Annotated in this window: 24 protein-coding genes and 1 pseudogene; 24 read left to right on the forward strand and 1 reads right to left on the reverse strand. The window is 42.7% G+C overall.

Features of this window, described 5'->3' with window-relative positions; translation table 11 throughout:
• The first annotated feature begins 1 nt into the window (after nt 1).
• The 24 genes and pseudogenes from rpsC to F895_RS16660 all read left to right on the forward strand — a co-directional run bounded on the left by rpsC (nt 2) and on the right by F895_RS16660 (nt 13,215).
• Nucleotides 2-818, forward strand: a pseudogene (rpsC, locus tag F895_RS16770) (30S ribosomal protein S3).
• The gene (rplP, locus tag F895_RS16765; RefSeq protein WP_004657678.1) at nt 758-1,171 is read left to right on the forward strand and encodes a 50S ribosomal protein L16; all 414 of its coding nucleotides are present in this window, start codon (nt 758-760) and stop codon (nt 1,169-1,171) included. The pseudogene rpsC and the gene rplP overlap by 61 nt, the downstream one beginning before the upstream one ends.
• Nucleotides 1,171-1,368: a 50S ribosomal protein L29 gene (rpmC, locus tag F895_RS16760; protein WP_000849927.1), complete on the forward strand. Its 198-nt coding sequence runs from the start codon at nt 1,171-1,173 to the stop codon at nt 1,366-1,368. The genes rplP and rpmC overlap by 1 nt, the downstream gene beginning before the upstream one ends.
• Nucleotides 1,365-1,622: a 30S ribosomal protein S17 gene (gene rpsQ, locus F895_RS16755; protein WP_004657679.1), complete on the forward strand. Its 258-nt coding sequence runs from the start codon at nt 1,365-1,367 to the stop codon at nt 1,620-1,622. Before rpmC ends, rpsQ begins: the two co-directional genes overlap by 4 nt.
• 92 nt (nt 1,623-1,714) lie before the next feature.
• Nucleotides 1,715-2,083 (forward strand): 50S ribosomal protein L14, encoded by a 369-nt coding sequence (gene rplN / locus F895_RS16750; RefSeq protein WP_004657680.1) that lies wholly within the window; start codon nt 1,715-1,717, stop codon nt 2,081-2,083.
• Nucleotides 2,084-2,092: 9 nt separating this feature from the next.
• Entirely contained in the window at nt 2,093-2,410 is a 318-nt protein-coding gene (rplX, locus tag F895_RS16745) for a 50S ribosomal protein L24 (protein ID WP_004641054.1), read from the forward strand.
• 15 nt (nt 2,411-2,425) lie between these two features.
• Entirely contained in the window at nt 2,426-2,962 is a 537-nt protein-coding gene (gene rplE / locus F895_RS16740; RefSeq protein ID WP_004657683.1) for a 50S ribosomal protein L5, read from the forward strand.
• A gap of 9 nt (nt 2,963-2,971) precedes the next feature.
• Nucleotides 2,972-3,277, forward strand: a complete 306-nt coding sequence (gene rpsN, locus F895_RS16735; RefSeq protein WP_004641050.1) for a 30S ribosomal protein S14 — start codon at nt 2,972-2,974, stop codon at nt 3,275-3,277.
• 11 nt (nt 3,278-3,288) lie between these two features.
• Complete coding sequence (gene rpsH, locus F895_RS16730; RefSeq protein ID WP_004775883.1) at nt 3,289-3,684, forward strand: 30S ribosomal protein S8; 396 nt, start codon at nt 3,289-3,291, stop codon at nt 3,682-3,684.
• A gap of 13 nt (nt 3,685-3,697) precedes the next feature.
• On the forward strand, nt 3,698-4,231 hold the full coding sequence (rplF, locus tag F895_RS16725; protein WP_005238560.1) for a 50S ribosomal protein L6: 534 nt from the start codon (nt 3,698-3,700) through the stop codon (nt 4,229-4,231).
• Nucleotides 4,232-4,245: 14 nt separating this feature from the next.
• The gene (gene rplR, locus F895_RS16720; RefSeq protein ID WP_005147119.1) at nt 4,246-4,596 is read left to right on the forward strand and encodes a 50S ribosomal protein L18; all 351 of its coding nucleotides are present in this window, start codon (nt 4,246-4,248) and stop codon (nt 4,594-4,596) included.
• A gap of 2 nt (nt 4,597-4,598) precedes the next feature.
• On the forward strand, nt 4,599-5,096 hold the full coding sequence (gene rpsE, locus F895_RS16715) for a 30S ribosomal protein S5 (protein WP_004657688.1): 498 nt from the start codon (nt 4,599-4,601) through the stop codon (nt 5,094-5,096).
• A gap of 6 nt (nt 5,097-5,102) precedes the next feature.
• Nucleotides 5,103-5,279 carry a 50S ribosomal protein L30 gene (gene rpmD, locus F895_RS16710; protein WP_000849088.1) on the forward strand — a complete coding sequence of 59 codons (177 nt, stop codon included), beginning with the start codon at nt 5,103-5,105 and terminating at the stop codon, nt 5,277-5,279.
• 3 nt (nt 5,280-5,282) lie between these two features.
• Complete coding sequence (gene rplO, locus F895_RS16705; protein WP_005238561.1) at nt 5,283-5,723, forward strand: 50S ribosomal protein L15; 441 nt, start codon at nt 5,283-5,285, stop codon at nt 5,721-5,723.
• 45 nt (nt 5,724-5,768) lie between these two features.
• The gene (secY, locus tag F895_RS16700; protein WP_171057813.1) at nt 5,769-7,088 is read left to right on the forward strand and encodes a preprotein translocase subunit SecY; all 1,320 of its coding nucleotides are present in this window, start codon (nt 5,769-5,771) and stop codon (nt 7,086-7,088) included.
• A gap of 21 nt (nt 7,089-7,109) precedes the next feature.
• On the forward strand, nt 7,110-7,226 hold the full coding sequence (gene rpmJ, locus F895_RS19280) for a 50S ribosomal protein L36 (RefSeq protein ID WP_000867907.1): 117 nt from the start codon (nt 7,110-7,112) through the stop codon (nt 7,224-7,226).
• A gap of 107 nt (nt 7,227-7,333) precedes the next feature.
• Nucleotides 7,334-7,690, forward strand: coding sequence for a 30S ribosomal protein S13 (rpsM, locus tag F895_RS16695; RefSeq protein WP_004657696.1), 357 nt, complete (start codon nt 7,334-7,336; stop codon nt 7,688-7,690).
• A gap of 19 nt (nt 7,691-7,709) precedes the next feature.
• The gene (gene rpsK, locus F895_RS16690) at nt 7,710-8,096 is read left to right on the forward strand and encodes a 30S ribosomal protein S11 (RefSeq protein WP_004281491.1); all 387 of its coding nucleotides are present in this window, start codon (nt 7,710-7,712) and stop codon (nt 8,094-8,096) included.
• Between the two features lie 12 nt (nt 8,097-8,108).
• Nucleotides 8,109-8,735, forward strand: coding sequence for a 30S ribosomal protein S4 (rpsD, locus tag F895_RS16685; RefSeq protein WP_005238565.1), 627 nt, complete (start codon nt 8,109-8,111; stop codon nt 8,733-8,735).
• Nucleotides 8,736-8,753: 18 nt separating this feature from the next.
• Nucleotides 8,754-9,761: a DNA-directed RNA polymerase subunit alpha gene (locus F895_RS16680; protein WP_004657700.1), complete on the forward strand. Its 1,008-nt coding sequence runs from the start codon at nt 8,754-8,756 to the stop codon at nt 9,759-9,761.
• 18 nt (nt 9,762-9,779) lie between these two features.
• Nucleotides 9,780-10,145 carry a 50S ribosomal protein L17 gene (gene rplQ / locus F895_RS16675; RefSeq protein WP_004641032.1) on the forward strand — a complete coding sequence of 122 codons (366 nt, stop codon included), beginning with the start codon at nt 9,780-9,782 and terminating at the stop codon, nt 10,143-10,145.
• Between the two features lie 195 nt (nt 10,146-10,340).
• The gene (locus tag F895_RS16670) at nt 10,341-10,838 is read left to right on the forward strand and encodes a GNAT family N-acetyltransferase (RefSeq protein WP_005238568.1); all 498 of its coding nucleotides are present in this window, start codon (nt 10,341-10,343) and stop codon (nt 10,836-10,838) included.
• Nucleotides 10,839-11,092: 254 nt separating this feature from the next.
• A complete protein-coding gene (locus F895_RS16665) occupies nt 11,093-12,583 on the forward strand; it encodes a flavin-containing monooxygenase (RefSeq protein ID WP_005238570.1) in 1,491 nt (496 codons plus the stop codon).
• Nucleotides 12,584-12,711: 128 nt separating this feature from the next.
• Nucleotides 12,712-13,215 (forward strand): DUF2059 domain-containing protein, encoded by a 504-nt coding sequence (locus F895_RS16660; protein WP_005238571.1) that lies wholly within the window; start codon nt 12,712-12,714, stop codon nt 13,213-13,215.
• A gap of 55 nt (nt 13,216-13,270) precedes the next feature.
• Here the strand turns inward: F895_RS16660 and F895_RS16655 are convergent, their stop codons facing one another.
• Nucleotides 13,271-14,443 (reverse strand): acyl-CoA dehydrogenase family protein, encoded by a 1,173-nt coding sequence (locus tag F895_RS16655; RefSeq protein ID WP_005238572.1) that lies wholly within the window; start codon nt 14,441-14,443, stop codon nt 13,271-13,273.
• Nucleotides 14,444-14,479: the final 36 nt, after the last annotated feature.

The following is a 14,479-nucleotide window of genomic DNA, read 5'->3' on the forward strand; positions in this document are numbered from 1 at the left end:
TATGGGTCAGAAGGTTCATCCAATCGGTATCCGCCTAGGTGTTGTGAAACGCCATAACGCTAACTGGTATGCGAATCCGAAACAATACGCTGAATACTTGCTTAAAGATCTTCAAGTTCGTGAGTTTTTAATCAAAAAACTTAAAAACGCGATGATCAGCAACATTCTTATCGAACGTCCTACTGGCGCTGCTAAAGTAACAATTAGCACTGCTCGTCCTGGTATCGTTATCGGTAAAAAAGGCGAAGATATTGAGAAATTACAGCGCGAACTCACCAACATTATGGGTGTTCCAGCTCAAGTTAGCATCAATGAAATTGATCGCCCAGACTTGGACGCACGTTTAGTTGCTGAAGCGATTGCTTCTCAATTAGAAAAGCGTGTTATGTTCCGTCGTGCTATGAAGCGTGCGGTTCAAAATACGATGCGTGCTGGCGCTAAAGGTATCAAAGTTGAAGTTTCTGGCCGTTTAGGTGGTGCAGAGATTGCTCGTACTGAATGGTATCGTGAAGGTCGTGTACCTTTGCATACACTTCGTGCTGACATCGACTATGCTACTATGCGTGCAGAAACAACATACGGTACGATCGGTGTTAAAGTTTGGATTTTCCGTGGCGAGATCTTAGGTGGCATGAAACAAGTCATGAACCCTGCTCCTGCTGAAGAGCGTCCAGCTAAACGCGGTCGTGGTCGTGGTGAAGGTCAAGAGCGTCGTGGTCGTCGCGGTGACCGTGCTGCTGACAAGGGAGAATAATCCATGTTGCAACCTAAACGTACCAAATTCCGTAAAGTGCACAAAGGCCGTAACACTGGTCTAGCGCATCGTGGTAGTACAGTATCATTTGGTTCGATTGCAATTAAAGCAACTGAACGTGGTCGTATGACTGCGCGTCAGATTGAAGCTGCACGTCGTACCATTAGCCGTCGTATCAAACGTGGTGGTAAAATCTTCATCCGCGTATTCCCAGACAAACCAATTACCGAAAAGCCATTAGAAGTTCGTATGGGTAAAGGTAAGGGTAGCGTGGAATACTGGGTTTGTCAGATCCAGCCAGGTAAGATCCTGTACGAAATTGAAGGTGTTAGCGATGAGTTAGCGCGTGAAGCTTTTGCTTTAGCTGCTGCTAAACTCCCGTTTAAAACCACTATCGTGACTCGGACGGTGATGTAATGAAAACTAAAGATCTACGTGAAAAGTCGGTAGAAGAGTTGAAAGCTTTGCTTGATGAGCAACAGCTTAACCAATTCCGTCTTCGTATGGCGAAAGCAACTGGTCAACTAGGCAAATCGCATGAAGTGCAAATTGCTCGTAAGACAATTGCTCGTATCAAGACACTCCTTACCGAAAAACAGGGGAACGGACAATGAGTGAAAAAACAGTCCGCACGTTAACCGGCAAAGTCGTAAGCGACAAAATGGACAAGTCTATTGTTGTGCTTATTGAACGCCGCGTTCAACACCCGTTGTATGGCAAATCAATCCGCCGTTCAACTAAATTACACGCTCATGATGAGAACAATGTTGCTAAATTAGGCGACTTGGTAACCATCAAAGAAAGCCGCCCAATTTCTAAAACTAAAGCTTGGACTTTAGTGGAAGTAGTTGAAGCTGCTGCTGAGTAATTAGACGTTCTTGTTGCATCATCGGACAATTTCGAGTACTCTTTGAGCCTTTCGAAATTGCGACCGGTGATGCTCGGTTTTGGAGTAGGGCAATGATTCAAACCGAAAGTATGCTCGACGTAGCAGACAACAGTGGTGCACGCCGCGTACAATGTATTAAAGTACTTGGTGGTTCACACCGTCGTTATGCTTCAGTTGGCGATATTATTAAAGTTACTGTAAAAGAAGCAATCCCACGCGCACGTGTTAAAAAAGGTGACGTGATGAATGCTGTAGTTGTTCGTACAAAATTCGGCATCCGTCGTCCAGACGGTTCAGTTATTCGTTTCGACGATAACGCAGCTGTTATTTTGAACAACAACAAAGCTCCGATTGCTACTCGTATCTTCGGACCAGTGACTCGTGAACTTCGTACTGAACAGTTCATGAAAATCATTTCATTGGCTCCTGAAGTTCTATAAGAGGCAATCATGGCTAAGATTAAAAAAGGCGATCAAGTAATTGTGATCGCAGGTAAAGAAAAAGGCAAACAAGGTGTTGTTTTGTCTGTTTCTGAAGATCGAGTTAAGGTCGAAGGTCTTAACTTAGTGAAGAAGCATCAAAAGCCAAACCGTGTAACTGGCGCTGAAGGCGGCATCGTTACTCAAGAGGCTACGCTTCATATTTCAAACGTGGCAATTTTTAATGCTACAACCCAAAAGGCTGACCGTATTGGTTACCAAGTGATTGATGGCGCGAAAACTCGTGTTTATAAATCAAATGGTGAATCAGTGGCGGTAGCGAAGTAATAGGTTGAAAAGGCAATGGCCAGACTTAAAGCACGTTACAACGACGAACTTAAAGCGAAGTTACAAGAAGAACTTAGCGTTAAGAACGTGATGGATATTCCTCGCATCACGAAAATCACCCTTAACATGGGTGTAGGCGCAGCTGCAACTGATAAGAAATTATTAGATGGCGCTGTTGCTGATATGCAACTCATTGCTGGTCAAAAACCAGTTGTGACGCTTGCGCGTAAATCAATCGCTGGTTTCAAAATCCGTGACGGTTGGCCGATCGGTTGTAAAGTTACTTTACGCGGCGACCAAATGTACGAATTCTTGGATCGTTTGATCTCGATCGCAATCCCTCGTATCCGTGACTTCCGTGGTTTCTCTGCGAAATCATTTGATGGTCGTGGTAACTACTCTATGGGTTTAAAAGAGCAAATCGTTTTCCCTGAAATCGATTTTGACAAGATTGATCGTATCCGTGGTTTAGACATCACTATTACGACAACTGCTCGTAGCGATGACGAAGGCCGTGCGCTTATGCGTGCATTCGGCTTCCCGTTCAAATAAGAGGTCGATATGGCTAAGAAAGGTATGATTAATCGCGAATTGAAACGCGAAAAGACAGTTGCTAAATACGCTGCAAAACGTGCTGAATTAAAAGCAACGATTGCAAATGTAAATGCAAGTGACGAAGAACGTTTCGAAGCGACATTAAAGTTACAGGCACTGCCGCGTAACGCATCTCCAGTACGTCTTCGTAACCGTTGTGGTTTAACTGGTCGTCCTCATGGTTACTTCCGTAAGTTCGGTTTAAGCCGTAACAAATTACGTGACACAGTAATGCAGGGTGATGTACCAGGCGTTGTTAAGGCAAGCTGGTAAGGAGCGACTAAATGAGTATGCAAGATACCGTTGCCGACATGCTAACACGTGTTCGTAACGCACAAATGGCAAAGAAACAAACTGTTTCTATGCCTTCTTCTAAGTTGAAAGTTGCAATTGCAAACGTACTTCAACAAGAAGGTTATATTTCAGATGTAGCAGTTGCTCAAGAAGAGACAAAAGCTACGCTGACAATTACTTTAAAATATTTCGAAGGCAAACCAGTTATCGAAACCGTTAAGCGCGTAAGCCGTCCAGGTCTTCGCCAATACCGCGGTAAAGATAAAATTCCTAGCGTTAAGCAAGGTTTAGGTATTGCAATTGTTTCTACAAGCAAAGGCATCATGACTGATCGCGCTGCACGTGCTGCGGGCATCGGTGGTGAAGTTATTGCTTTTGTTTCTTAATAGGTGATTCCTCATGTCTCGTGTGGCTAAAGCCCCAGTAACTGTACCTAATGGTGTAACAGTTACTCAGAACGGCCGGCAGGTCGAAGTGAAAGGCAGCAAAGGTACATTGTCTTTCAACCTGCATGCGCTGGTCGAGCTAAAACAGGAAGAAGGTAAACTTCAACTTGCTCCGGCTAAAGAGTCGAAAGACGCTTGGATGCAAGCTGGTACTGCTCGCGCTGTATTGAACAACCTTGTAAAAGGTGTTAGCGAAGGCTTCGAACGTAAGTTACAGCTTGTTGGTGTTGGTTATAAAGCTGCGGTTAAAGGTACTGTTGTAAACCTTAACCTTGGTTACTCACACCCGATTGACTACGCTTTACCTGAAGGGGTAACAGCGGAAACTCCAACTGCGACTGAAATCATTTTGAAATCAGCAAACAAGCAGATGTTAGGTCAAGTGGCAGCGGAAATCCGTGCATATCGTGCTCCTGAACCATATAAAGGTAAAGGTGTTCGTTATTCGGATGAAGTTATTCTTCGTAAAGAAGCTAAGAAGAAATAAGGCGCGAGGTTCTTATGAACGAAAAGAAACAAACCCGTTTGCGTCGTGCGAAAAGCACACGCTTGCACATTCGTGCATTGGGTGCGACTCGTTTGTGTGTAAACCGCACGCCGCGTCACATCTATGCGCAAGTTATTTCAGCAGATGGTGGAAAAGTTTTAGCGCAAGCTTCAACTTTAGATGCATCTTTGCGTAGCGGTTCTACAGGTAATGTAGATGCAGCTACAAAAGTTGGTGCTTTGATCGCAGAACGTGCTAAAGCAGCTGGTGTTACCAAAGTTGCATTTGACCGTTCTGGTTTTAAATATCATGGTCGTATCAAAGCCTTGGCTGATGCTGCTCGTGAAGGCGGCTTGGAGTTCTAATCATGGCGAAAGTTGAACAAAACGAAGGTCTCGTTGAAAAGCTGGTTGCCGTTGATCGTGTAGCCAAGGTTGTTAAAGGTGGTCGTATCTTCTCTTTCACAGCATTAACTGTTGTGGGCGATGGTAATGGTCGTGTAGGTTTTGGTCGTGGTAAAGCACGTGAAGTTCCAGCTGCTATTTCTAAAGCACTTGAAGCTGCTCGTCGTAACATGATTACTGTAGACCTCGCGGGTACGACTTTACAACACCCTGTGAATGCTCGTCATGGCGCAAGCCGTGTATACATGCAACCTGCTTCAGAAGGTACTGGCGTAATTGCTGGTGGCGCTATGCGTGCTGTTCTTGAAGCTGCAGGTGTACATAACGTACTTGCTAAATGTTATGGTTCTACAAATGCTGCTAACGTAGTAAACGCAACTTTCAAAGGTTTGCGTGATATGACTTCTCCTGAGAAAGTCGCTGCGAAACGTGGTCTTTCAGTAGAACAAATTCAAGGGTAATCAATCATGAAAACGATTAAAGTTACCCAGACTAAATCTTCTTCGCATCGTTTAAAAAATCATAAACTTTGCCTTCAAGGTTTAGGTCTGCGTCGTATTGGTCATACTGTAGAAGTGCAAGATACGCCTTCTAACCGTGGTATGATCAACAAAGTTTACTATATGGTTAGTGTAGAGGAATAAGCCATGACTCTGCGTTTAAATGAACTTGCACCTGCAGAAGGTGCTAAGCGTGATAACCGTCGTTTAGGCCGTGGTATTGGTTCTGGCGTTGGTAAGACTGGTGGCCGTGGTGTCAAAGGTCAAAATTCACGTAAAAGTGGTGGTACTCGTCCAGGCTTTGAAGGCGGTCAAACAGCGTTATATCGTCGTTTACCAAAATTCGGCTTCACTAGCCAAATCGCTTTGAAAACTGCTGAAGTACGTTTGTCTGAGCTGAATAAAGTTGAAGGTGATGTTGTTAGCCTTGAAACTTTAAAAGCTGCGAATGTTGTTCGTCGTGACCAAATTCGTGCTCGCATCGTTCTTTCTGGTGAAATCACTCGCGCATTCACTGTTCAAGGTGTTGTGTTGACTAAAGGCGCTAAAGCTGCTGTTGAAGCTGCTGGCGGTAAAGTCGAGGAGTAATCTCGAGTGTCTATGACTCCTAGTTCTTCAGGTCATGTCAACATGATGAAAGGCCAACCATTTCATGTGAAATACCGTGAAATTATTCGTCGATTAATGTTCTTGATTGGCGCGTTGTTGGTCTTTCGACTAGGAGCGCATATTCCGTTGCCGGGGATTGATAATGTAGCGCTAGCGCATTTCTTTAAAGCTAATGAAGGTACCTTCTTAGGTTTATTTAATATGTTCTCTGGCGGTGCATTAGAACGCATGTCGATTCTAGCGTTGGGAATCATGCCGTATATTTCTGCATCTATTATCGTGCAGTTAATGTCTACGGTAGTCCCTTCGCTGGAAGCTTTGAAAAAAGAAGGCGAGCAAGGCAAACGTAAAATCAATCAATACACACGTTATGGCACCTTATTTCTTGCACTGGTGCAAGGTATAGGGATGTGTGCTGGCTTGATTAGTCAAGGTATTACCTTAACATCAGGTTTGGCATTCTATGTTCCAGCAGTAACTTCGTTAGTTGCGGGAACAATGTTCTTGATGTGGTTGGGCGAGCAAATTACCGAACGTGGTGTTGGTAATGGTATCTCGATGATCATTTTCGCAGGTATTGTGGCAGGTTTGCCGAATCTTGTGATTCAGTCGTTTACGTCTGTTCAAAATGGTCAGGGTAGTTTAATTGGATTAGTGGTATTCGGCTTACTCTCATTAGCCGTTTTAGCTGCGATCGTGTTTATTGAAAAAGCACAACGTCGTATTCCAGTGAATTACGCACAAAAGCAACAAGGTCGTCGTGTATTTACTGCACAGCAGACACATTTGCCATTAAAAATTAATATGGCAGGTGTAATTCCAGCGATTTTTGCAAGCTCATTGTTATTATTTCCAGCGAGCTTGGGGCAATGGTTAGGAAGTGCTGATCCAAATGCAGGGATTGTAAAACGTAGTCTACAAGATCTGGCATTGGTGTTATCGCCTGGACAGCCGTTGTATCTAATGCTCTTTGGCGCATTAATTATCTTCTTCTGTTATTTCTATACTGCGCTAGTATTTAGCCCGAAAGAAGTATCAGAGAATTTAAAGCGTAGCGGGGCATATGTGCCTGGTATCCGCCCAGGTGAGCAAACGGCTCGTTATTTAGATCATATTCTTAACCGTTTGACCTTCATTGGTGCAATCTACATTACCGTAGTGTGTTTAATGCCTATGGTGCTACAAAGCTCGTTCGGTATTCCATTCCATTTGGGTGGGACATCGTTACTGATTGTAGTGGTAGTGGTAATGGACTTTATGGCGCAACTCCAAGCGCACCTTACTTCGCATCAATATGATAATCAAACGTTAATGAGAAAAACGACTGCTCATCCTAAGGGATAAGCGCACTTAGAAGGTTTCATCATGAAAGTACAAGCTTCTGTAAAGAAAATTTGTGGTAGCTGTAAAGTTATCCGTCGTAATGGGGTTATTCGCGTAATTTGTAGCGCAGAACCTCGTCATAAGCAGCGTCAAGGTTAATTTAATTAAGACCTGTTGATTTCAGTAGGCTAATTAGGTTATTATCCGCCCCTCAAGATTTTTGTGGGGCGGTTGATTATCTTGACTGCCTTTTTGGAGAAAATTGAATGGCTCGTATTGCCGGTGTAAACATTCCGGATAACAAGCATGCTGTTATCTCTCTCACGTATATTTTTGGTGTAGGTCGCCACACTGCTAAGAACATCTTGGCTGCTGTAGGTATCACTGAAACTACAAAGATCCGTGAATTAGATGATGCTCAGCTTGATGCGATTCGTGCAGAAGTTGCTAAGGTTCCGACCGAAGGTGATTTACGTCGCGAAATTTCCATGAACATTAAACGTTTAATGGATTTAGGCTGCTACCGCGGTCTTCGTCATCGTCGCAGCTTGCCTGTTCGCGGACAACGCACCAAAACTAACGCACGTACCCGTAAAGGTCCGCGCAAACCTATTAAGAAATAAGATTTCTGGAAGCTAAAAGATGGCTAAAGATACTCGCGCACGCAAGAAGGTCACTCGTACCGTCTCTGAAGGTGTCGCACACATTCACGCTTCTTTTAATAACACCATTGTTACGATTACCGATCGTCAAGGTAATGCATTGGCTTGGGCTACCTCAGGTGGACAAGGCTTCCGTGGATCACGTAAATCAACTCCGTTTGCTGCTCAGGTAGCTGCTGAAGTTGCTGGTAAAGCTGCTTTAGATTACGGTTTGAAAAACTTGGACGTCCTTGTAAAAGGTCCTGGTCCTGGTCGTGAATCTGCGGTTCGTGCATTAGGTGCAGTGGGTTATAAAATTAACAGCATTACCGATGTGACTCCAATTCCGCACAACGGTTGCCGTCCACCTAAAAAACGTCGCGTGTAAGGAGAAACATTCATGGCTCGTTATATTGGTCCAAAATGCAAACTCTCTCGCCGCGAAGGGACAGACCTGCAATTAAAATCTGGCGTTAAACCGTTTGACGTTAAGACTAAAAAACATGCTAAAGCTCCTGGCCAACATGGCGGGGCTCGTGGTAGCAAACAATCAGAGTACTCACTACAATTACGTGAAAAACAAAAAGTACGTCGTATGTACGGTGTGTTAGAGCGTCAATTTAGTAACTACTACAAAGAAGCTGCTCGTGTGAAAGGCGCAACAGGTGAAAACTTGTTGAAATTGCTTGAAAGCCGTCTTGATAACGTTGTTTATCGCATGGGTTTTGGTTCTACACGTGCAGAAGCTCGTCAGTTAGTATCTCACCGTAGCATCACTTTGAATGGTCGTCGTGTTAACATTGCATCTATCCAAGTTAAAGCTGGTGATGTAATTGCAGTACATGAAGGCGCTAAACAACAATTACGTATTAAAAACGCAATTGAATTAGCTGCTCAACGTGGTATCCCTGCTTGGATGGAAGTTGACCATTCTAAGTTAGAAGGTACATTCAAAGCTGCGCCAGATCGTTCTGATTTACCTGCTGAAATCAACGAAAGCTTGATTGTAGAATTGTATTCTAAATAATCCTTGAGGTAGCAATAAATGACGCGTACTGCAAACGAGTTTCTAACTCCGCAAGCGATCAAGGTCGAAGCGGTGAGCGGGACCTCGGCAAAAGTGATTCTGGAACCTTTAGAGCGTGGCTTTGGTCATACTCTAGGTAATGCTTTACGTCGCATTCTATTGTCTTCTTTACCTGGCGCTGCTGTGGTTGAAGTGGAAATAGAAGGTGTCGAGCACGAGTACAGTACTTTAGAAGGCTTGCAGCAGGACATCGTCGAGCTCTTGCTGAACCTAAAAGGATTGTCTATTAAGCTGTTCGATCAAAATGAAGCATATTTAACATTAGAGAAACAAGGGGCAGGTGATGTAACTGCAGCTGACCTTCGTTTACCTCATAATGTTGAAGTGGTTAACCCTGATCATTTAATCGGTACTTTGAGTTCTACAGGTTCATTAAAAATGCGCCTGAAAGTTGCTCAAGGTCGTGGTTATGAAACATCTGACTCACGTTTCCCTGAAGGTGAAACACGTCCAGTAGGTCGTTTACAGTTAGATGCTTCTTATAGCCCAATCAAGCGTGTTTCATACACAGTAGAAAATGCTCGTGTTGAACAACGTACCGATCTTGATAAGTTAGTGATCGATCTTGAGACTAACGGAACTGTTGATCCAGAAGAAGCAATCCGCAAAGCGGCAACAATCTTGCAACAACAAATTGCAATTTTTGTTGATCTTCAGAAAGATCAAACGCCTGTTGCTCAAGAACCTCGCGAAGAAGTTGACCCGATCTTGCTTCGTCCAGTAGATGATCTCGAGCTTACTGTTCGTTCTGCTAACTGTTTGAAGGCAGAAAATATTTACTACATTGGTGATCTTGTTCAACGTACTGAAGTTGAGTTGTTAAAAACTCCTAACCTAGGTAAAAAATCGTTAACAGAGATCAAAGATGTTTTGGCATCGAAAGGTTTACAACTCGGCATGCGTTTAGAGAACTGGCCACCCGCTAGTCTCCGTATGGATGACCGTTTTGCCTATCGTAGCCGTTAATTAAGTAGGACTATCACCATGCGTCATCGTAATAGTGGTGTGAAATTAGGCCGTACAAGCAGCCATCGTAAGGCGTTGTTCCAAAATTTAACAAATGCTTTAGTAGAGCACGAGTTAATTAAAACAACTTTGCCTAAAGCGAAAGAACTTCGCCGCGTTGCTGAGCCTTTAATCACTTTAGCTAAAAACGATACAGTAGCAAACCGTCGTTTAGCGTTTGCTCGTACTCGTTCTGCAGCAACTGTTGGTAAATTATTTACCGTTCTTGGCCCTCGTTACAAAGAACGTAACGGCGGTTATCTTCGTGTTCTTAAAGCGGGCTTCCGTGCAGGTGATGCTGCACCGATGGCTTACGTTGAACTCGTTGACCGTGAAGTAAAATAATACTTCTACGTGTAGAACAGTCAGTTGTTCCAAAAAAGACCGGTGTAATAACCGGTCTTTTTTATTGTCTGGTTTTCATCAGCATTTGAAATAGAAAACTTTTAAATCATAATTTGCTGATCAATTGTCGTTCGTAGATCAGGCCGATGTGCTAAATTAAGCCGTGTCACTATAAAAAATTAAATATAGATAAATATGTTCGATGTTGAAATTAAAATTCTAACTGTGAATGAGCTCAATGATTTTAGGGCGATTAGACTCTCCGCTTTAGTGAACACCCCAGAAATGTTTGGTTCTACTTATGCCGTAGAAGTGCTGAAACCATTGACGTTTTTTGAAAGCTGCTTATCAAATTCAACTATCTTTGGTGTTTATCACCACAATAGTATTATCGGTTTAGCAGCTTTGACACGAGAGCTTGGGGTAAAGCTTTGTCATAAAGCCTATTTATCCAGCGTATTTATTGAACCAGAATTTCAAAGACAAGGGATCGCCAGTCAATTACTGGATGCTGTCATTGAATATAGCAAAGACGATGTCGAACAAATTTTACTGAGTGTTGCCGATGATAATCAGCCAGCCATTGATTTCTATCAGAAACGAGGCTTTCAAGTTTATGGTGTAGAATCAAAGGCATTGAAAAATAAGGCAGAATATACAGATGAACTGTTAATGAAGCTTTTCTTGCGCTAGCATTTATTTGCAGCTGATGAGTTTTTGGATCTATTCTTTCAAATTGCTAACTTGTCCATCGCTACAAATTTCACCCTTTCATTCATCTCTTTGTTTAAAGAGATCCGATCAAAAAACTCAGGATTTTTTACCCATCAATTTCTTTAAAATGTCCCGAAGTGATATGAAAAAACCGATGAATGACCAAACTTGACATTGCGTATTGTCAAATTTGTGCTTTAATAAAGTCATGGTTTATACAGGGTATAAAAAAAATGGAAAAGCAAGTCGATGTATTAATTATTGGTGCAGGTATCTCTGGGATCGGGTTAGCTGTGCATCTGTCTAAGAACTGCCCACAACGTAAATTCGAAATCTTGGAACGTCGTGATAGCTTTGGTGGAACTTGGGATTTATTCCGTTACCCTGGGATTCGCTCTGACTCGGATATGTCAACCTTTGGTTTTAATTTTAAACCATGGGCAAAAGACAAAGTCTTGGCCAGTGGTGCGGAGATCAAGGGTTATTTAAGCGATGTGATCAGCGAAAATCAGTTAAAAGAGAAAATTCATTTTGGCCATCGTGTATTGTCTGCAAACTACGATTCAAGCAAGAAAAAATGGTCGGTTGAAATCGAAGACAGCAATAAGAAAAAGCAAATCTGGTCAGCAAATTTTGTGATGGGCTGTACCGGTTATTATAACTATGATCAAGGCTATGCACCGAAATTCCCGAAACAAGAAGATTTCAAAGGTCAATTGATTCATCCACAACACTGGCCTGAGAATTTAGATTACACAGGTAAGAAAGTGGTGATCATTGGGAGTGGTGCTACTGCAATTACCCTTGTTCCTTCAATGGTGAAAGGTGGGGCAGGACATGTCACCATGTTACAGCGTTCGCCTTCGTATATTGCCACGATTCCTTCAATTGACTTTATTTATGAAAAAACCCGTAAATTTATGTCTGAAGAAACCGCGTATAAATTTACCCGTGCACGTAATATCGGTATGCAACGAGGTATCTATGCCCTGGCACAGAAATATCCGAAAACTGTTCGTCGCTTACTGTTAAAAGGCATTGAATTGCAGTTGAAAGGTAAGGTGGATATGAAACACTTTACCCCGAGCTATAATCCATGGGATCAGCGTCTTTGTGTCGTACCAGATGGTGATTTATTCAAGGCATTACGTGAAGGCCATGCTGATGTTGAAACAGATCAAATTGAAAAATTCACTACCAATGGCATCCAGTTAAAATCGGGGAAACACCTAGAGGCCGATATCATTATTTCTGCAACAGGCTTGGAAATTCAGATTTTGGGTGGGATAAAAGGTACGATTGATGGCAAGCCAATGGACACCTCTCAACACATGCTCTATCAAGGTGTGATGGTCAGTGATATACCCAATATGGCAATGATTATTGGCTATATCAATGCTTCTTGGACATTGAAAGTTGATATTGCAGCGGATTATATCTGTCGCTTGCTGAATCACATGGATAAAAATGGCTATGACGAAGTGATTGCTCATGCTGATCCGGCATTACGTGAACACGATACAATTATGGGCAAAATGTCTTCGGGCTATATCGCACGTGCGGCCAATGTGATGCCGAAGCAAGGGAAAAAGGCACCGTGGAAAATTACCAATAACTATCTAGCCGACCGTAAAGAATTGAAAGATGCATCATTCAGTGATGAAGTCTTACACTTCCATAAACGTGGTGAGCAAGTTGAGCGTAAACCAAAGTTAGTGTCATAACTCATTTATTTCGTTCATAAAAAACCCTATGCGCTTGCATAGGGTTTTTTTATTTGTAATGAGGCTTTAAAGCTAAGTAATATCGCGTATATTGAGCAGATTGAAACATTTAGATTAAGGATAATTCAATGAAGCACATCTTCATCTTGGGGACATTATTACTCAGTACACTCGCCTTTGCAGATGATCTAAAACAAAAGCAAGTGATTGCACAAAAGTTGGTATCTGTAGATGGAACAGAGCAGGGCTTGCAAAATACCGATAAAATGATTGTCGAGCAAATTCGTATGCGTTTGCCAAAGGATCTACCTGAAAGCTTTTATACGGATTTAAGCAAGAACCTGAATAGTGAACAGCGTAAGCAATTTATTGTACAGCGTTATGTCGAGAGTTTTAGCGAAAAGGAATTACAGGCGGCTTTGAATTTCTATCAGTCTGCTGAAGGCAAGACTTGGGCAAAAAAGGCCAGTGATGTCGGTGCTGAAGTTGCACATTTCACCACTCAGAATGCCCGTACCGCATTAAATACCACCATGCAGCAATATATGGATAATCCTTCCATTAAGCAGCTCTCGGCACGCATGAATCCACAGTCAGCACAAGCCACTGAAAAGACTGTGAAAAATAAATAAAAATGGGATCATGCATTCAGCATGATCCCATTGGGTATCCAGTTGATTTGATGGATTAAAGTGTACGAGAAATCAGTTCTTTCATGATTTCATTGGTACCTGCATAGATACGATTGGCACGATTATCGATATAAGCGCGAGCAATTGGATATTCCAGCATATAGCCATAACCACCATGTAGTTGTAAACAATCATCCACGACTTTTGAGAACATATCTGAGATCTTGTATTTGGCTGCGGCAGCGGCATCAACCCCCAAGCTTTCTTCAAGTTGGAGTTCCATACATCGATCCAGATAGGTACGGCAAAAATCAATTTCAGTACGTAATTCTGCCAGCTTAAAGCGGGTATTCTGGAAGGTACTAATCGCTTTGCCAAAGGCTTTACGATCTTTAGTGTATTGCACGGTATGCGCAAAGGCTGCTTCTGCACCTGCTTGGCAGATAATCGCGACCAGCATGCGCTCCCAAGCCAATTCTTTCATTAACATGATAAAGCCCATGCCTTCCATTCCCAACAAGTTTTCTTTCGGGACACGGACATTATCAAAGAACAATTCACAGGTATCTTGGCCTTTCATGCCGATTTTATTCAAAGGTTTGCCTTTGCTAAAGCCCGCACGATCTGCTTCCACAATCAGCAAAGATAAATTAGCTGAACCTTTTTCATTGTTGCCAGTCTTACAGACCACGATTGCCATGTCACAGAGATAACCATTGGTAATAAAGATCTTTGAACCATTGATGACATATTCATCGCCATCCAGTACCGCAGTCGTCCGTACTGCTTGAAGGTCTGAACCTGTTCCAGGCTCAGTCATGGCAATGGCCGTGACTGCTTCACCAGTGGCCATCTTTGGTAACCAGTATTGCTTCTGTGTTTCATTACCAAAGTTGTTGATATAATTGGCAACAATGTCGGAATGCAAAGAGAAACCAGTACTGGAATCCATGGCATAGGCTTGTTCTTCAATCAGAATCATGCTGTAAAGGCGGTCGACTCCTGAACCACCATATTGTTCTGGCATGGTCGTACAAAGCAAGCCAAGTTCACCTGCCTTATTCCATAAGTCACGGTCCACATGTTGTTGCTTCTCATATTTCTCAATATTTGGAACTACTTCTTTTTCATAGAATTTGCGCACGGTCTCGCGGAAGGCTTCATGATCTGAAGTAAACAGTTTGCGTGGAAGCATGTTTGGAACTGGACGAATAGCACCTGATTGCATTTGTTATTTTTCCCTAGTGTGTTGGATTTAAATCAT

Source organism: Acinetobacter sp. CIP 64.2 (assembly GCF_000369645.1).
In the GTDB taxonomy this organism is placed as follows: domain Bacteria; phylum Pseudomonadota; class Gammaproteobacteria; order Pseudomonadales; family Moraxellaceae; genus Acinetobacter.

Bases quoted from the DNA above. Each gene is read 5' to 3' on its own strand.
- rplP (WP_004657678.1), top strand. From the start codon at position 758: ATGTTGCAACCTAAACGTACCAAATTCCGTAAAGTGCACAAAGGCCGT.
- rpmC (WP_000849927.1), top strand. From the start codon at position 1,171: ATGAAAACTAAAGATCTACGTGAAAAGTCGGTAGAAGAGTTGAAAGCT.
- rpsQ (WP_004657679.1), top strand. From the start codon at position 1,365: ATGAGTGAAAAAACAGTCCGCACGTTAACCGGCAAAGTCGTAAGCGAC.
- rplN (WP_004657680.1), top strand. From the start codon at position 1,715: ATGATTCAAACCGAAAGTATGCTCGACGTAGCAGACAACAGTGGTGCA.
- rplX (WP_004641054.1), top strand. From the start codon at position 2,093: ATGGCTAAGATTAAAAAAGGCGATCAAGTAATTGTGATCGCAGGTAAA.
- rplE (WP_004657683.1), top strand. From the start codon at position 2,426: ATGGCCAGACTTAAAGCACGTTACAACGACGAACTTAAAGCGAAGTTA.
- rpsN (WP_004641050.1), top strand. From the start codon at position 2,972: ATGGCTAAGAAAGGTATGATTAATCGCGAATTGAAACGCGAAAAGACA.
- rpsH (WP_004775883.1), top strand. From the start codon at position 3,289: ATGAGTATGCAAGATACCGTTGCCGACATGCTAACACGTGTTCGTAAC.
- rplF (WP_005238560.1), top strand. From the start codon at position 3,698: ATGTCTCGTGTGGCTAAAGCCCCAGTAACTGTACCTAATGGTGTAACA.
- rplR (WP_005147119.1), top strand. From the start codon at position 4,246: ATGAACGAAAAGAAACAAACCCGTTTGCGTCGTGCGAAAAGCACACGC.
- rpsE (WP_004657688.1), top strand. From the start codon at position 4,599: ATGGCGAAAGTTGAACAAAACGAAGGTCTCGTTGAAAAGCTGGTTGCC.
- rpmD (WP_000849088.1), top strand. From the start codon at position 5,103: ATGAAAACGATTAAAGTTACCCAGACTAAATCTTCTTCGCATCGTTTA.
- rplO (WP_005238561.1), top strand. From the start codon at position 5,283: ATGACTCTGCGTTTAAATGAACTTGCACCTGCAGAAGGTGCTAAGCGT.
- secY (WP_171057813.1), top strand. From the start codon at position 5,769: ATGAAAGGCCAACCATTTCATGTGAAATACCGTGAAATTATTCGTCGA.
- rpmJ (WP_000867907.1), top strand. From the start codon at position 7,110: ATGAAAGTACAAGCTTCTGTAAAGAAAATTTGTGGTAGCTGTAAAGTT.
- rpsM (WP_004657696.1), top strand. From the start codon at position 7,334: ATGGCTCGTATTGCCGGTGTAAACATTCCGGATAACAAGCATGCTGTT.
- rpsK (WP_004281491.1), top strand. From the start codon at position 7,710: ATGGCTAAAGATACTCGCGCACGCAAGAAGGTCACTCGTACCGTCTCT.
- rpsD (WP_005238565.1), top strand. From the start codon at position 8,109: ATGGCTCGTTATATTGGTCCAAAATGCAAACTCTCTCGCCGCGAAGGG.
- F895_RS16680 (WP_004657700.1), top strand. From the start codon at position 8,754: ATGACGCGTACTGCAAACGAGTTTCTAACTCCGCAAGCGATCAAGGTC.
- rplQ (WP_004641032.1), top strand. From the start codon at position 9,780: ATGCGTCATCGTAATAGTGGTGTGAAATTAGGCCGTACAAGCAGCCAT.
- F895_RS16670 (WP_005238568.1), top strand. From the start codon at position 10,341: ATGTTCGATGTTGAAATTAAAATTCTAACTGTGAATGAGCTCAATGAT.
- F895_RS16665 (WP_005238570.1), top strand. From the start codon at position 11,093: ATGGAAAAGCAAGTCGATGTATTAATTATTGGTGCAGGTATCTCTGGG.
- F895_RS16660 (WP_005238571.1), top strand. From the start codon at position 12,712: ATGAAGCACATCTTCATCTTGGGGACATTATTACTCAGTACACTCGCC.
- F895_RS16655 (WP_005238572.1), bottom strand. From the start codon at position 14,443: ATGCAATCAGGTGCTATTCGTCCAGTTCCAAACATGCTTCCACGCAAA.